Origin of the sequence: Tsukamurella ocularis (assembly GCF_965138335.1) — a bacterium.
Classification (GTDB): Bacteria; Actinomycetota; Actinomycetes; order Mycobacteriales; family Mycobacteriaceae; genus Tsukamurella; species Tsukamurella ocularis_A.
Window position 1 is genome coordinate 13,258 of the sequence record NZ_CBCSDV010000014.1, and the last position, 14,283, is coordinate 27,540.

15 protein-coding genes are annotated in these 14,283 nt (G+C 69.2%); 4 read left to right on the forward strand and 11 right to left on the reverse strand.

Annotated elements, in window-relative coordinates:
- Positions 1 to 157: 157 nt before the first annotated feature.
- From ACNAYW_RS13775 to ACNAYW_RS13795, 5 genes are all read right to left on the reverse strand, one after another.
- Positions 158 to 922, reverse strand: coding sequence for a TetR/AcrR family transcriptional regulator (locus ACNAYW_RS13775; protein WP_415850258.1), 765 nt, complete (start codon positions 920 to 922; stop codon positions 158 to 160).
- Positions 923 to 954: 32 nt separating this feature from the next.
- Positions 955 to 1,956 (reverse strand): AurF N-oxygenase family protein, encoded by a 1,002-nt coding sequence (locus ACNAYW_RS13780; protein ID WP_415850259.1) that lies wholly within the window; start codon positions 1,954 to 1,956, stop codon positions 955 to 957.
- 119 nt (positions 1,957 to 2,075) lie between these two features.
- Positions 2,076 to 2,372 (reverse strand): MarR family winged helix-turn-helix transcriptional regulator, encoded by a 297-nt coding sequence (locus ACNAYW_RS13785; RefSeq protein ID WP_415850260.1) that lies wholly within the window; start codon positions 2,370 to 2,372, stop codon positions 2,076 to 2,078.
- Positions 2,369 to 2,809 carry a hypothetical protein gene (locus tag ACNAYW_RS13790; protein WP_415850261.1) on the reverse strand — a complete coding sequence of 147 codons (441 nt, stop codon included), beginning with the start codon at positions 2,807 to 2,809 and terminating at the stop codon, positions 2,369 to 2,371. Before ACNAYW_RS13790 ends, ACNAYW_RS13785 begins: the two co-directional genes overlap by 4 nt.
- Before the next feature lie 180 nt (positions 2,810 to 2,989).
- On the reverse strand, positions 2,990 to 3,511 hold the full coding sequence (locus ACNAYW_RS13795) for a YflT domain-containing protein (RefSeq protein ID WP_415850262.1): 522 nt from the start codon (positions 3,509 to 3,511) through the stop codon (positions 2,990 to 2,992).
- 51 nt (positions 3,512 to 3,562) lie between these two features.
- Between ACNAYW_RS13795 and ACNAYW_RS13800 the strand changes: the two genes are divergently transcribed.
- From ACNAYW_RS13800 to ACNAYW_RS13810, 3 genes are read left to right on the forward strand one after another with little or no spacing between them, the layout of a single operon-like run.
- On the forward strand, positions 3,563 to 4,852 hold the full coding sequence (locus ACNAYW_RS13800; protein ID WP_415850263.1) for a magnesium transporter MgtE N-terminal domain-containing protein: 1,290 nt from the start codon (positions 3,563 to 3,565) through the stop codon (positions 4,850 to 4,852).
- Entirely contained in the window at positions 4,849 to 5,376 is a 528-nt protein-coding gene (locus tag ACNAYW_RS13805) for a DUF1003 domain-containing protein (protein ID WP_415850264.1), read from the forward strand. Before ACNAYW_RS13800 ends, ACNAYW_RS13805 begins: the two co-directional genes overlap by 4 nt.
- On the forward strand, positions 5,363 to 6,142 hold the full coding sequence (locus ACNAYW_RS13810; RefSeq protein WP_415850265.1) for an Rv0361 family membrane protein: 780 nt from the start codon (positions 5,363 to 5,365) through the stop codon (positions 6,140 to 6,142). The genes ACNAYW_RS13805 and ACNAYW_RS13810 overlap by 14 nt, the downstream gene beginning before the upstream one ends.
- 4 nt (positions 6,143 to 6,146) lie before the next feature.
- Here ACNAYW_RS13810 and ahcY read toward each other — a convergent pair whose 3' ends face one another.
- From ahcY to ACNAYW_RS13825, 3 genes are all read right to left on the reverse strand, one after another.
- A complete protein-coding gene (gene ahcY, locus ACNAYW_RS13815; RefSeq protein ID WP_415850266.1) occupies positions 6,147 to 7,613 on the reverse strand; it encodes an adenosylhomocysteinase in 1,467 nt (488 codons plus the stop codon).
- Positions 7,614 to 7,689: 76 nt separating this feature from the next.
- Positions 7,690 to 8,853 (reverse strand): SMI1/KNR4 family protein, encoded by a 1,164-nt coding sequence (locus ACNAYW_RS13820; protein ID WP_415850267.1) that lies wholly within the window; start codon positions 8,851 to 8,853, stop codon positions 7,690 to 7,692.
- 146 nt (positions 8,854 to 8,999) lie between these two features.
- On the reverse strand, positions 9,000 to 10,499 hold the full coding sequence (locus ACNAYW_RS13825) for an amino acid permease (RefSeq protein ID WP_415850268.1): 1,500 nt from the start codon (positions 10,497 to 10,499) through the stop codon (positions 9,000 to 9,002).
- 189 nt (positions 10,500 to 10,688) lie between these two features.
- Here ACNAYW_RS13825 and ACNAYW_RS13830 point away from each other — a divergent pair, with 189 nt between their 5' ends.
- Positions 10,689 to 10,895: a hypothetical protein gene (locus ACNAYW_RS13830; RefSeq protein ID WP_415850269.1), complete on the forward strand. Its 207-nt coding sequence runs from the start codon at positions 10,689 to 10,691 to the stop codon at positions 10,893 to 10,895.
- A 32-nt stretch (positions 10,896 to 10,927) separates the two neighbouring features.
- Here ACNAYW_RS13830 and ACNAYW_RS13835 read toward each other — a convergent pair whose 3' ends face one another.
- The 3 genes from ACNAYW_RS13835 to ACNAYW_RS13845 are packed head-to-tail and all read right to left on the reverse strand — an operon-like array spanning position 10,928 to position 14,174.
- Complete coding sequence (locus ACNAYW_RS13835; protein ID WP_415850270.1) at positions 10,928 to 11,815, reverse strand: hypothetical protein; 888 nt, start codon at positions 11,813 to 11,815, stop codon at positions 10,928 to 10,930.
- Between the two features lie 11 nt (positions 11,816 to 11,826).
- Positions 11,827 to 13,308, reverse strand: a complete 1,482-nt coding sequence (locus ACNAYW_RS13840) for a CoA transferase (protein WP_415850271.1) — start codon at positions 13,306 to 13,308, stop codon at positions 11,827 to 11,829.
- Positions 13,305 to 14,174, reverse strand: coding sequence for a 3-hydroxyacyl-CoA dehydrogenase NAD-binding domain-containing protein (locus tag ACNAYW_RS13845; RefSeq protein WP_415850272.1), 870 nt, complete (start codon positions 14,172 to 14,174; stop codon positions 13,305 to 13,307). Before ACNAYW_RS13845 ends, ACNAYW_RS13840 begins: the two co-directional genes overlap by 4 nt.
- Between the last annotated feature and the right edge of the window lie 109 nt (positions 14,175 to 14,283).

Genomic DNA, 14,283 nt, shown 5'->3' on the forward strand with positions numbered 1-14,283 from the left:
TGCCCGCCACGCGCCGCTCCTATCCCCGCTACCGACCGGAAGCGTCGATTCGAAAAGCTAGTCGACGCGGCCGGTGAGATGAACCACATTCGGGATAATCGTGCCAGACCGACCCGGCGGACCACGGAAGTACCTGTGTTTACCTCCGGACCTGTGTCTACGAGCGGCCGGATGACGTTGTGGGCGCGGCCCCGTCGGACGACAGGTTCTGCAGGAAAACGGTCAGCTCCGCGTCCGGGTCGACGTGCACCCCCAGGGTGCGGGCGGCACCGTCGAGCACGAACCACGTGACGTCCGTGAGCGATTCGACCACCTCCGCGCGCGACCTGCCGCGGACGGCGGCCTCGCCCCGGACCCAGCTGGTCAGCGTGCCCTCGACCATGGTGAACACCACGAAGGGCACGCCGGCGAAGGCCGCGGGATCGAGGCCGGTGAGGGCCGCGATGCCGGTGATCGTCTCCTCGGCGCGGCCGACCACGCGGTGCCGGAGTTCGCCGATCGCGTCGGGGGCGACGGGCACGCCGTCGGGGCCCGCGGGCGCGTCGGTGGGCCCGGCGCGCAACAGGTCGACGAGCCGGGGATTGTCCTGCATCCAGGTGGCGGCGCTGGCGATCGAGCGCCGCAGGATCTCGCGCAGCGTACCGGTGGAGACGTCGAGGTCGGCCTCGAGCTCGGCGGCGAACCTTTCGACGACGAAGCCCCGGAGCCCGCGCGCGAGGTCGTCCTTGCTCTTGAACTGGCGGTAGACCACGGACTTCACCAGGCCCGCGCGTTCGGCGATGCTGCGCACGGGGATCGTGGCGCCCGGCGCCGACTCCTCCACGAGCTCCGCGGCCGCGCGCAGGATGAGGTCGCGGCGCTGCGAATTGTGGGCGCGCCAGCGCAAGTCGTAGCCGCTCTCGGGCTCGTGCGCGGTGGCCATACCCGGCGATGTTACGCCCGCCGGGGTTCTCCTCAGGCGGCGATCTGGGCGGGCCGCGTGGGCTCGCCGCGGTACCGCGCCTTGTGACCGTCGATCTTGAGCAGCTTCCACATGAGCCTGCCGAAGGGCGTCATGAGGCCCAAGTCGTCGGCGAGGGCGCGCATCTCGGCGAAGTAGTCGTTGAGCAGGGCCCTGGCCGTCGGGCCGCGCCAGAAGGCCTCGCGCTTGACCTCGCGAGGGACGTCGAACTGCTCGAAGAAGGACTTCGGCGGGGTGAAGATCTCCCCCACCAGCCAGCGCATCGCGAGCGGGAAGGCGAACGCGCAGATCCGCTTCTGCCGCTTGGTCATGTCCTGCAGGTGGGCGTGCAGGAACTCATGGGCGAACGAGATGTGCCGCGCCTCCTCGGCGACGTGGATCTCCATGGTGCGCAGCACGAGCGGCGGGATCTGGCCGCCGTGCCGCATGATCGCCTTCTGGTAGTGATCGATCGGCTCCTCGCCGCCGAGGATGCCCATGAACAGGATCACGTGGGCGTGGCCGCCGAGCACGCCGATCATCGGCGAGGCCCGGCGGAACCACTTGCGCATGCCCGGCACGTCCACGTCGATGCGGTTGACCAGCTCCTGGAACATCTGGATGTGGTTGCACTCCTCCGTCATCTCGTGGAGCGAGTACCGGAACTCCGGCGACTGATTCGGGAGCTTCATGATGTACTGCATCATCCCGCGGATCAGGATCGATTCGAAGGCCGCGCCCACCTTGATGGTGTTGGCCATGCGCCACTTCCCGATCTCGATCCGCTTCTCCAGCGGCAGGTCGCGGTACCACTGGGTGGCGCCGAGCGAGTCCAGCGTCGGCGGCAGCACCCACCGGGGGTCGTTCGGATCGAGCTGCAGCTCCGGCGCGTCCCAGTCGATGTCGAGGAACGGATCGAACCGGCGGTGCACCGAGCCCTCCGACAGGTCCTCCAGCACGTCGCGGTAGCTCTGATCCAGCTCGCGCCGGCTCACGCGCCCCAGGATGTCCGCCATGAGAGTCCTCCTTGTGATCGCTATCACTTCGCAATTTAGCAGGACTTGGAGACCCGGTAAATGGTTCGGCGAGACTCGCGCCGTCATCGCAGGTCATCGGGGTTCGACGGGGCGCGGGATCAGGTCGTGAGGTCGCGGAGCGCCGCCACATGTCGCGCGAAGGCGGAGGTGCCGGTCGGCGTCAGCGCGACCCACTGCCGCCGGGAGTCCGCGGCGTCGCGGCGGAAGGCGACGTAGTGCGCCTCCTCCAGCCTCGCCAGGTGCTTGCTCAGCGTCGGTGCGCTCATGTCGAGCGCCTTCGCCAGCAGGTCGAACCGGAGTTCCTGCGCCTGGCCGAGCGCCGCGCAGATCATGAGTCGCTGCCGCGGGTGGATGAGGTCGTCGAAGGCGGGCGGACCGTGTTCGGGATCACTCACGACGGTCGCCGCACGGCGAGCCGCTCCGCCATCACCCGACCGACTCCGTAGATCGCGGCCACGAGCAGGAAGACTACGGCCACGGCGAACGGCCGCCCGGGTTCGAGCACCTTCGTGGCCACGATCGCGCTCGCCATCGCCCCGATGAATCCGCCCCAGAACACGGTCGACGCACGCGAACCCGCCACGAAGGCGCTCGCGCGCCCCCGCCGCTTCGCGATGCCCCACAGCACGAGGACGGGCAGTGCGAACACGGCGAACGCGATCAGGATGTTGCGCCAGGACTGATCACCACCGAAGGTCATCGCCCACAGCCCGGCGACCATGACCACTTCGAGCGCGATCAACCACCACGGCTGGGCCGCCCGGCGCCCCGCCTCCGCCGCGACGCCGACGTCCTCGAGTGACCCTGCGGCATCGTCCGAGTTCGTTTCCATATCGGAAACGGTATCGAATCGTTTCCGATACGGCAACAATTCTGGTTGCACACACCTCTCGGAGGATCGCCGTCCTCATCACGCTCCCGCTTCTTCATGACGTTGCAACGCTATGAAGAGCGCGCAGCGAGAGCGGGAGCCGCCGCAGTCAGTGCGAGCGCCGCCGCAGCGGCACTGGAGCTACTGGATGTTCAGCCGCGCCAGCATGTCGCGCGCCTGCTCGGCGACCTGGGGGTCGCACAGCACGTCGTACCGGCCGGCGACGAGCTGCATCGTCGACGAGAAGTCGCGGGTGCCGCGCGAGGCCCAGTACGGCACCGACGCGCTGATCAGGCCGAACACGATGCCGCCGATGACGCCGGCGATCACCGTCGAGACCAGGGCGTCGCCGCCGCCCACGAACAGGCCCACGAGCAGGCCGAGGAACAGGCCCAGCCAGGCGCCGGAGGCGGCGCCGGCGCTGAGCACGCGCCCCCAGGTCAGGCGGCCGGTGATGCGCTCCACCTGCATCAGGTCGACGCCCACGATGGTCACGTTCTGGACCGGGAACTGCTGGTCCGAGAGATAGTCGACGGCGCGCTGCGCCTCCGCGTACGTGCTGTAGGAGCCGATCGGCCAGCCCTTCGGCGGCGTCGGCAGGCCTCGCCCGGCGGGCCCTCCCGGCTGGTTCGGCGACCCGGGTCCGGGTAGCGGTTGCGACATTCGGCGCCCTCCCTCACATGCGATTCGTAGAACGAAACTACCCTGAAGTACATGTCGGCTGTCTCCAGAGTATTCGTCGCGCGACTGTCCGGCCTCCCCGTCGTCGGTCCGGACGGCGAATCCGTCGGCCGCGTGCGCGACGCGGTGCTCGGCCTGCGGGCCGACCGCAAGGCGCCGCGCGTCCTGGGCCTCGCCGTGGAGCTGGCGAACCGCCGCCGCATCTTCGTGCCGATGCTCCGCGTGACCAGCATCGAGCCGGCCGCCGTCACTCTCAACACCGGCTCCGTGAGCCTGCGCCGCCTGCACATCCGCCCCGGCGAGGCGCTCGCCCTCGGCCAGCTCCTCGGCACCAAGGTCCGCATCGAGGAGCCCGGCGAGCCCTACGACGGCGCCGACGCCTCCGTCGTCGACGTCGGCATCGAGCAGACCCGCACCCGCGACTGGGTGGTGCACCGGCTGGCGCTGAAGATCCGGGCGACGGGCTGGGGCCGACGGGGCGGCGTGCAGGTGGTCGACCTCCCCCACGTCTCCGGCTTCACCACGACCGCGCTCACGGGCGCCGACCACGACATCGCCGAGGCCCTCACCGTGTTCGAGGACATGCGCGCCGCGGACGTCGCGCAGGCCCTGCGCGAGCTGCCGGCACAGCGGCGACTGTCCATCGCCGCCGCCTTCGACGACGAGCGCCTCGCCGACGTGCTCCAGGAGCTCGGCGACGACGACCAGGCCGAGGTGATCGCCCACCTGTCCAAGGCCCGCGCCGCCGACGTGCTCGAGGCCATGGATCCCGACGATGCCGCCGACCTCCTCGGCGAGCTGCCCGACACCCAGCGCGAGGAGCTGCTCGCGGTGATGGACCCCGAGGACTCGGGCACCGTCCGCCGGCTGCTCACCTTCTCCCCGTACACCGCGGGCGGCATGATGACGCCCGAGCCGATCGTGGTCACCCCGTCGACCACGGTGGCCGAGGCCCTGGCCCGGGTGCGCAACCCCGACATCACGCCGGCGCTGGCCAGCATGGTCTTCGTCGTGCGCCCGCCGACGGCGACCCCGACGGGGCGCTACCTGGGCGCGGTGCACATGCAGCAGCTGCTGCGCGAACCCCCGGCCGATCTGGTGGGCGGCATCGTCGACACCGACCTGCCGCGGCTCGGGCCCGACGACCCGTTGGGCGCCGTGACGCGCTACTTCGCGGCGTACAACCTGGTCACCGGGCCCGTGATCGACTCGGAGAACCACCTGTTGGGCGCGGTCTCGGTCGACGACCTGCTCGACCACCTGCTGCCGGAGGACTGGCGCGACGAGGATCAGGACGAGGGCACCGTGGAGGTCACCGGATGAAGGAACGTTCCCGGCTCGACACCCCGCGGCAGGGCCGCAGCTTCCACCTGAACCTCGGCGACGACATGATCGGCCAGGGCGCGGAGCGCGTCGCCCGGTTCCTGGGGACCGGCCGCTACCTGGCCATACAGACGGTGATCGTGCTCGTGTGGATCGCGCTCAACGTGCTGTGGTTCACGTTCCACTTCGATCCGTACCCGTTCATCCTGCTCAACCTGGCCTTCTCCACGCAGGCGGCGTACGCCGCGCCGCTCATCCTGCTCGCGCAGAACCGGCAGGAGAGCCGCGACCGGGTCTCGCTCGACGAGGACCGGATGCGCGCCGCGCAGACCAAGGCCGACACCGAGTTCCTGGCCCGCGAGCTGGCGTCGGTGCGCCTGGCCGTGGGCGAGGCCGCGAGCCGCGATTACATGCGCCGCGAGCTCGACGAGGTGCACGAGAAGCTGGACGCGCTCACCGCCCTGCTGCAGTCGATGCAGCACGCGCGCAACCTCGACGAGGAGCGCGCCGATGCGGCCGACTGATCCGCGTGAACTCCTGCACCCGGTCCTGACGCCCGAGACCTACCAGCGGCTCGGCATCGCGCCGCCGCGGCCGCCGCAGCTCTACGGCACGGGCGGGCCGGTCTCCTCGGCGGGCACGCCCTTCCTGACCGGTCGCGCCGTGACCGGCGCCCCCGCCCCGTCGGGGCAGAGCGCACCCGCCCCGTCCGAGCAGGGCGCGCCGGCACCGTCGGGACAGGGCATCCCGGGGCAGGGCGCGACGGCCTCCCCCGCGTACGCCCCGGGCTCGCCGCCCTACGTTCCCGGTGTGCCCGCCGGGCCGACGCCGCCGAAGGATCGGTCCGTGGCGATCGTCCTGGGCGCGACGGTGCTGATCATCGCGATCATCCTCGGCGCCACCTGGTACATCCTGTCCCACCGCGCCGGCGCCGACGACGAGCAGCAGATCCGCGACGTGATCGCCGCGGAGACCAAGACGCTCAACGACCGCGACCTGTCGGCGCTGATGGGCGTCCGCTGCGCCGCGGACGTCGCGATGCTCCAGACGCAGTTCACCTCGCTGACCTTCGCCGCCGAGGTCGACACGCTGCTCGGGCCGGACGGACGCTGGGAGGTCGTCGTCGGGGAGATCCGGGTCGACGGTGCCGCGGGCAAGGCCGAGGCCGAGGTCACGTCGACGCCGGTCGGCTCGTCGACGGTCGTCTCGCGGTCCCTCACGGACACGACCACCCTCCGGAAGGAATCCGGAGGGTGGAAGGTGTGCGTGAGTTCGTCGCGGGTGCGTTAGCCGCTCAGTAGCGGTAGTGCTCCGGCTTGTACGGGCCCTCGACGTCGACGCCGATGTACTCGGCCTGCTCCTTGGTGAGCTTGGTGAGGGTGCCGCCCAGGGCCTCGACGTGGATCCGCGCGACCTTCTCGTCGAGGTGCTTGGGGAGGCGGTAGACCTCGTTGTCGTACTCGTCGGGCTTGGTCCACAGCTCGATCTGCGCGATCACCTGGTTGCTGAAGCTGTTGGACATGACGAACGACGGGTGGCCGGTCGCGTTGCCCAGGTTCAGCAGGCGGCCCTCGGAGAGCACGACGATCGACTTGCCGGTGTCGCCGAAGGTCCACTGGTCGACCTGCGGCTTGATGTTCAGGCGCACGGCGCCCGACTTCTCCAGGCCCGCCATGTCGATCTCGTTGTCGAAGTGGCCGATGTTGCCGAGGATCGCGTGATCCTTCATCGCCTTCATGTGCTCGAGCAGGATGATGTCCTTGTTGCCCGTCGAGGTGATGACGATGTCGGCGTCGCCGATCGCGTCCTCGACGGTGACCACGTCGAAGCCGTCCATCAGCGCCTGCAGCGCGTTGATGGGGTCGATCTCGGTGACCTGGACGCGCGCGCCCTGGCCGGCGAGCGACTCGGCGCAGCCCTTGCCCACGTCGCCGTAGCCGGTGATGAGCACCTTCTTGCCGCCGATCAGCACGTCGGTGCCGCGGTTGATGCCGTCGATCAGCGAATGGCGGGTGCCGTACTTGTTGTCGAACTTGCTCTTGGTGACCGAGTCGTTGACGTTGATCGCCGGGAAGGCCAGCTCGCCGGCGGCGGCGAACTGGTACAGGCGCAGCACGCCGGTGGTGGTCTCCTCGGTGACGCCCTTGACCGACTCCGCGACCTTGCTCCACTTCGTGGCGTCCTTGGCCAGCGACTCGCGGAGCAGGGCCAGGAAGACCTGGTACTCGTGGCTGTCGGCGTCCTCGTCGGTGGGCGGGACGACGCCGGCCGCCTCGAACTGCGCGCCGCGCAGCACGAGCATGGTGGCGTCGCCGCCGTCGTCGAGGATCATGTTGGCGGGCTCGTTCGGCCAGGTGAGCATCTGCTCGGCGGCCCACCAGTACTCCTCCAGCGTCTCGCCCTTCCAGGCGAAGACGGGCACGCCCTGCGGCGCCTCGACGGTGCCGTGCGGGCCCACGACGACGGCCGCGGCGGCCTCGTCCTGGGTGGAGAAGATGTTGCAGGACGCCCAGCGCACCTCGGCGCCGAGGTCCACCAGGGTCTCGATGAGCACCGCGGTCTGCACCGTCATGTGCAGCGAGCCCGAGATCCGCGCGCCCTTGAGCGGCTTGACGTCGGCGTACTCGCGCCGCAGCGCCATCAGGCCGGGCATCTCGTGCTCGGCCAGGCTCAGCTGCTTGCGGCCCGCCTCCGCGAGGGAGAGGTCGGCGACCTTGAAGTCGATTCCGTTCGCCGTATCGGCGGTCAGCGTAGAAGTCACGCGCTCCAGGCTATCGCGACCTGTGCATTCGCACGTCGGCGACCTCGTTTGCAGTCGCATTGCGCAGCGTGGCAGGTCACGTGTCCGAGGAGCCTCCGCGAACGGACCGCAACCCTTCAACACGGGTGTTCAGCTGATCGATCTCATCCAACAGATAGGCCCTCACCGTTCCGGCTGATCGTGTTGTGATGCCACTCGGATCGTCGCCGTACTTGCTGTCGAACGGGACCCACCGGACGAATCCGTCAACGGGGTCCACGCCGATTGCGCACGGCCCCCACGCCGCGAAAGGAGTCACACCGCTTGCCGCCGCCACTTCAACAGCGGAGGGGCGGCCCGGAGCCGACGGCACGGGTACACCGACCTGCGCGAACGCGCTTTCCTTCTCGCTGCGCGCCTGTCGGTCTCGGTTGTCTCGTTCAACAAGCGACGCACGCCAGCGCGAGCCGTCGACGATTTCGCGAGTGCTGAGGAGGTACGGAATCCCGGGCCACCCGTCGGCGGTCAGCAGCAGCTCGGCGTGCTCCGGATGGAGTGGATGCCCCAGGCGGTTCTCAAGGGTGTCGATCGACTCCTGTGTCGCGGGCGGATTCGGCTGGCCCGCGATGGTGCCGTCCACTGCCATCGCCTCGATTCCTCGCCTCAGTTCGGCGTACTTCGCGACGATGTCCTGCATCGTCGGCGGAGTTGAGTCGCCGCCCCATACTCGGCCCCACGGACCGAGCTCCTCACTGTCGAGCCACTCCGTCAACGTCCTCAACTCGTCCACGAGATAGTTCTCGAACGAGCCGGTGATCGCGTCCCCTGGCCAGAGATGTACCGACCCGGCCGGCTCGCCCTGGCTGTCCCGCATCAACAGATAGGCGGTCCAGTACGAATCCTGTGCCCTGGTGATTTGGGTCCACTCGTCGTAACCGTGCCATTCTCGCGGATCGCCAGTGACCACCACAGAGAACTCGTCCGCGCTGAGGACCCCCGCTCCGATCTCATCGCAGGGCAACAGTGTGTTGCTTTGGCTCCAGTCCTTCCAGCCGTTCGCCACGGTGAGGAACTGGCGGTACTGGGCGGGAATCGGGTGGCCGAGTCGCTCCTCCGCCGCGACCAGTTGCTCCTCCGTGGCGCCGGGATTCGGCTGCGACATCTCGTACAGGTCCGGATGGATCCGAACCAGACGCTCCCGCTGCTCCAGGAAGGCGTCGATCAGCTCCCGCCAGCGCGCTACCCCGACGTCAGTATTCACGATGGTAAATATAGCCCTGTTCTGTCCGCAGCGGACAGAATCCGAGAGCGCCGTCCAGGACCACCCGATGCCCTCGACCCCCGAAACGCGGAACCGCGGCCGGAGCAGGTGCTCCGGCCGCGGTTCTCAGTGGTTGTGCAGGGCGATCAGTCCGCCAGCGACTCGACCTTCTCGCCGCGCTCGCGCATGCCGAGCACCGAGTGGTTCTTCGAGTACAGGAAGTAGACGACCACGCCGAGCGCCATCCAGATCAGGAACCGGCTCCACGTCTCGAGTGAGAGGTTGATCATGAGCCAGCCGCAGGCGATCACCGAGAGGATCGGCACCAGGGGCACCAGCGGGGCGGTGAAGCCGCGCTTGAGGTCCGGGCGCTGCTTGCGGAGCACGACCACGCCGACGGAGACCAGCACGAAGGCGAACAGCGTGCCGATGTTGATCAGGGACGCCAGCTCGCTCAGCGGCACCAGCCCGGCGAAGATGGCGACCACGACGCCGACGCCCACCGAAATGCGCACCGGGACGCCGCGATCGGAGGTCTTGGCGAGCTTGCGCGGCAGCAGGCCGTCGCGGGCCATGGCGAAGAGCACGCGGTTCTGGCCCATGAGCAGGACCATGACCACGGTGGTCAGGCCCGCCAGGGCGCCGATGGAGATGATCGTCGCCGCCCAGTCCACGCCGTTGAGCGAGAAGGCGTAGGCGAGGTTCTTCTCCTTGCCGTTACCCGCGGACGTCGCCAGGTCCTTGTAGCTGGCCATGCCGGTCACGACCACCGTGACCGCGATGTACAGCACGGTGACGATCGCGAGCGAACCGAGGATGCCGCGCGGCACGTCGCGCTGCGGGTTCACCGTCTCCTCGGCGGAGGTGGCCACGATGTCGAAGCCGATGAACGCGAAGAAGACGATGCCGGCGCCGGCGAGCACGCCGTACCAGCCGTACGTCGAACCGGAGCCGCCGCTGATGGCCTGGAACAGCGTGGTCGCCCAGGTCACATCGGTGCTCTTCCCGGGCACGGACTCGGGCACGAACGGCGAGTAGTTGGAGCCCTTGATGTAGAAGGCACCGACCACGATGACGAGCAGCACCACGGCGACCTTGATCGCGGTGATCACTGCGGACACGCGCGAGGAGACCTTCGCCCCGAAGGTCAGCAGCACCGTCAGTACGGCGACGATGAGCATGGCGCCCCAGTCGACCGTGTGGCCGCTGATCTGGAACGCCGCCGGGCCGGTGCCGAAGACCGTGCCGAGGTAGCTCGACCACCCGCTCGCGACGGCGGCAGCGGCGATGGAGAACTCCAGCACCAGGTCCCAGCCGATGATCCACGCGGCGAACTCGCCGAAGGTGGCGTAGGAGAACGTGTAGGCCGACCCGGCGACGGGCACCGTCGACGCGAACTCCGCGTAACACAGGGCCGCCAGCCCACACGCGATCGCGGCGATGACGAAGGAGATCGACACCGCGGGACCCGAGAAGTCACCGGCCGTCGAGGCGCCGATCGTGAAGATGCCGGCACCGACGACGACGGCGACACCGAAGATCGTGAGGTCCCATGCGGTCAGCTGCTTCTTGAGCCGGGTACCGACCACCTCGGTGTCGGCGATCGACTGTTCCACCGATTTGGTGCGCAGCAGTGGGTTGGCCATGCGTGCTCCTGTGTCGTGTCTCGGGTGTGTGACGATTCATCAAACACCACCGCTGCACGGGCGCGAGGCATTTCGGTCGGAGCGGACACCCCCGACCGCCGCGCCGGCGCACGAAGTTACTCGCGGGTGTTACTCATTGGTAAGCGAAAAGTGTTGGCGTACCGACAAGTAACACCTACCGTCGGGCCTATGACCAAGACTTTCGCGCACACCACCGATCAGACCGTCGCCCAGCTCCTCAGCATCGTCGAGGGTGGAGACGACGTGCTGCTCACGCGCGACGGCAAGCCGCTCGCCGTGCTCAGCAAGGCCCAGCCGACCGCCATCGCCGTCGAGAACATGCAGACCTTCGACATCCCCGAGGCCTTCTACGAGAACCTCCCCGGCGGCTTCTGAGCCACCGAGGAGGTCCGTCGACGCGGTGACGGCTACCGCGTCTCCAGCACGATGCCCGTGACCGGGCCGTTGTAGGTCGCGACCACCCGATCCGCGGCGGTCGACCCGGGCAGCGGCACGGCGCGGATCGCGCCGCCCAGATCCGAGACGTAGGCGAGCCCCGCCGACGAATCGACCGCCAGGCCGATGGCCTCCCGGAAGTCCCGCGCCAGAATCTCGGGCGCGGCCCCTGTCGCGCCCGGCGCCGGCAGCGGCGCTCGGTTGAGGGTGTTGCCGTTCGGCGGCGCACCACGATCCGTCCAGTACAGGTAGCCGTCGGCGATCTCGATGTCGATCGGCTCGGGAAGACCCGACCAGAGCGTTTCGATGTCGGTGCGCGCCGCGGGATCCGCGGGATCGGCCAGCGACGTCCGCAGGATGCGCCCCTTGCCGCCGTCCGTAGGACCCTTCTGCGTCCAGTACAGGTGCCCGGCGGCCGCATCGACCGTCACGCCCACGCACTGCTCGGCGATGTCCCGGCCGGTGTTGACCACGTGGTCCTTGAGATCCGAACCGTCGAGGTTGCACGAGGACACCTTGTAGCCCTCGCGGTCGGACCAGTACAGCCTGCGCCCGTCGGTCGCGATCTGCTTGCCGGTGGTGATCGATCCCGTCGGCAGCACGTCACGCAGGTCCGTGCCGTCCAGCTTGATGGTGTGCACCCCACCGTTGCGCACGGTGAAGTCGTCCCCCGCCTCGCCCGGGATGTCGGGGTTCTCGATGGGGGCGCCCATCGTCGTCCAGTACGCCCGGTCGCCCACGACGACGATGCCGTCCGGCGCCGCGCCCGACGAGCGGGTCAGGTACTCGGACGAGCCGTCCTCGACGGAGATCCGCACGATCGCGTTCTCCGTGACGTGTAGTGCCAGCAAGGTGGTCATGGATGCGCTCCTCACAGCCAGCGCGGCTGGTGCGAGCCGCGAGGGATCAACGGATAGGTGTAGTAGCCCGGCGTCTGTGACATCCGGACCTGTTCGGTGACCCCCTGGTAGTGCCCCAACGACGTGTCCGCGAGGAAGGTCTGCGGTGCCAGGTACTCGTGCCCCGGCGCCTTCCCCGCGACCTCGTGGGAGTACGCCTTGTCGATCCGTCCGAGGCTGAGCAGCCACAGCGCGGTACGGGTCAGCGAGACGGTGACCTTGTACGAGCCGCCCACCTCGGCACGCAGCATGAGGGCCCGAATGATCCCCATCTGCATGAACCAGGCCGTGATGTAGTCGTTCACCACGGGCAGCGCGGGCAGGTGCGGAACGCCGCCCTCGCCCTCGTTGATCATCACGCCCGAGAGCGAGCCGGCCGTCTGGTCGAAGCCGACCCGGCCGGCCCACGGACCGCTCTCGCCGTTGAGGTTGACCGAGGAGTGGACGATGCCCGGCCGGATCGCCGCTGCCGCTTCGGCGTCGAGCCCGTGCCGGGCCAGGCTGCCGGGGCGACGGTTGGCGAAGAAGACGTCCGCGTCGCGCAGCAGCCCCGTCATGACCGACGTGCCGAGCTCGGTGTGCAGATCGATGAACGTCGAGCGCATCCCGATGTTGGACGTGGCGTAGAGCAGCGGGATCTCGTACTCGTCCGGTCCCCACACGTTGAGCACGTCGGCCCCGTGCAGGGCGAGGGCACGACCGCATCCCGCGCCCGCGATGATGTGCGCGCGGCCGAGCGCGCGCACCCCGTCGAGCGGGGTCCGCGGATCGGGCGAGAACGGCTCCGGATCGCTGTCGCCGATCTTCTCGATCACGACGGGCGGCATCGGACCGAGCACGTCGCGGTACTGCTCGGTCGCGATCAGCTCCTCGGTGGTCCGGCACATCGGCATGATGACGCCGGCCTTCTCCCCCGCCTCCTCCAGGTCGGCGGAGTTCCACTCGGCGATCGCCTTGGCCACGTGCTCCTTCGACTCCGGGACCCCGAGCAGCACCGACGTATCGTTGCGCAGCTTGGGGTACGGCCCCATCGGATGCATCCACCGGTCGTCCTTGGTCCGGTAGAACATGTCGTAGGTGTAGGCGTCGGTGACGTTGACCGGGTCGATCATCGGGTAGCCGTTGAGCAGCTCCCACCTGCCGTCGTAGAACGGACACAGCCGGTGCGGCGCCACTCGCAGGTCCATCGCGATGTCCTGCCCCGCGCCGCCGCGCATCCGCCAGAGGGCGGCGATCGCCACGGACTTCGCGACCAGAGTGATCCCGGTCCCGCCCGCCAGCCGCAGCGTTCCCGGCAGCACCGGGTCCGCGCCGACGAAGTCGATCGCGCCGCCGGAGTCGGCCGACGTGAACCCCATCGAGGAGAGCAGTTCCTCCAGCGGGAGGTACGGATCGAAGTCGTCGGTGGTCGCCGCGGGGGTCCGCAGGCGCGCGGTGAGCTGCTCGGCGGTCATCGGGAGCCTTCGGCGGCGTCGGCGTCCTTGAGCGCCTTCAGGATGGCGTTGGTCCGGCCGTCGCGCTGCGCCACCAGCTTCTCGTAGACCTCCTCGCCGGTGCCGTAGGCCTTCTCGACGGCGGTGAGGACGTCCTCCAGGCGGGCGGGGTCGGGCTCGCCGATCTCGAAGGTGAACTGGGAGGCGATGCCCGACGTGAGCTTGCGGATGCCGCCGGGGCCGCCGCCGAGGTGCTCGGAGGCGAAGGGGCCCTCGGCGGCGTACCGCAGGCCGAGGGAGGCGCGGACCAGTTCGTCCAGGTCCTCGGGCTCGATGACGCCCTCCTGCACGAGGTAGGTCGCCTGGTCGACGAAGACCTTCTGCAGCCGGTTGCCGACGAAGCCGGGGATCTCCTTCTTCTCCCGGATCGGGAGTTTGCCGAGCGAGCGGTACACCTCGATGGCGCGGTCGACCGTCGCGGCCGACGTCGCGGGCGAGGGGACGACCTCGACGAGCGGCATCAGGTTCGGCGGGTTGAACGGGTGGCCGATGACGATCCGGTCGGCCGCCGCGTTGCCCTCGGCGATGACCGACGGGAGCAGCGACGAGGACGACGACGCGAGCACGACGCCGTCGCCGGTGTTCGCGGCGGCCGTCTCGAAGATCGTGTGTTTGAGCTCGATCCGTTCGGGACCGGCCTCCTGGACGTAGTCGGTGCCGGTGACGGCCTCGACGAGATCGGGAACCGCGGCGGCGTTCACCCCGGCGAGGACCTCCTTCAGGTCCGGGCGTGGGTCCGAGACCCGCACCTCCCAGCCGGCATCGGCGAACAGCTTCGCCCAGGAAACGCCGATGACTCCAGCTCCGATGATGGTGACGACGGACATCGCAGTTCTCCCTTGTCGCATGGTCCGCCCGAAGGGCCCGTGACTCGGCTCGGGCAGAGGGCGATCGCCCTGCTCCGCAACCTACGCCCGCGCCATTGCGCCTGCAAAC

Excerpts from the sequence above, each read along its gene's own strand:
- ACNAYW_RS13775 (WP_415850258.1), bottom strand. The coding sequence starts at position 922 with ATGGCCACCGCGCACGAGCCCGAGAGCGGCTACGACTTGCGCTGGCGC.
- ACNAYW_RS13780 (WP_415850259.1), bottom strand. The coding sequence starts at position 1,956 with ATGGCGGACATCCTGGGGCGCGTGAGCCGGCGCGAGCTGGATCAGAGC.
- ACNAYW_RS13790 (WP_415850261.1), bottom strand. The coding sequence starts at position 2,809 with ATGGAAACGAACTCGGACGATGCCGCAGGGTCACTCGAGGACGTCGGC.
- ACNAYW_RS13795 (WP_415850262.1), bottom strand. The coding sequence starts at position 3,511 with ATGTCGCAACCGCTACCCGGACCCGGGTCGCCGAACCAGCCGGGAGGG.
- ACNAYW_RS13800 (WP_415850263.1), top strand. The coding sequence starts at position 3,563 with ATGTCGGCTGTCTCCAGAGTATTCGTCGCGCGACTGTCCGGCCTCCCC.
- ACNAYW_RS13805 (WP_415850264.1), top strand. The coding sequence starts at position 4,849 with ATGAAGGAACGTTCCCGGCTCGACACCCCGCGGCAGGGCCGCAGCTTC.
- ACNAYW_RS13810 (WP_415850265.1), top strand. The coding sequence starts at position 5,363 with ATGCGGCCGACTGATCCGCGTGAACTCCTGCACCCGGTCCTGACGCCC.
- ACNAYW_RS13825 (WP_415850268.1), bottom strand. The coding sequence starts at position 10,499 with ATGGCCAACCCACTGCTGCGCACCAAATCGGTGGAACAGTCGATCGCC.
- ACNAYW_RS13830 (WP_415850269.1), top strand. The coding sequence starts at position 10,689 with ATGACCAAGACTTTCGCGCACACCACCGATCAGACCGTCGCCCAGCTC.
- ACNAYW_RS13835 (WP_415850270.1), bottom strand. The coding sequence starts at position 11,815 with ATGACCACCTTGCTGGCACTACACGTCACGGAGAACGCGATCGTGCGG.
- ACNAYW_RS13840 (WP_415850271.1), bottom strand. The coding sequence starts at position 13,308 with ATGACCGCCGAGCAGCTCACCGCGCGCCTGCGGACCCCCGCGGCGACC.
- ACNAYW_RS13845 (WP_415850272.1), bottom strand. The coding sequence starts at position 14,174 with ATGTCCGTCGTCACCATCATCGGAGCTGGAGTCATCGGCGTTTCCTGG.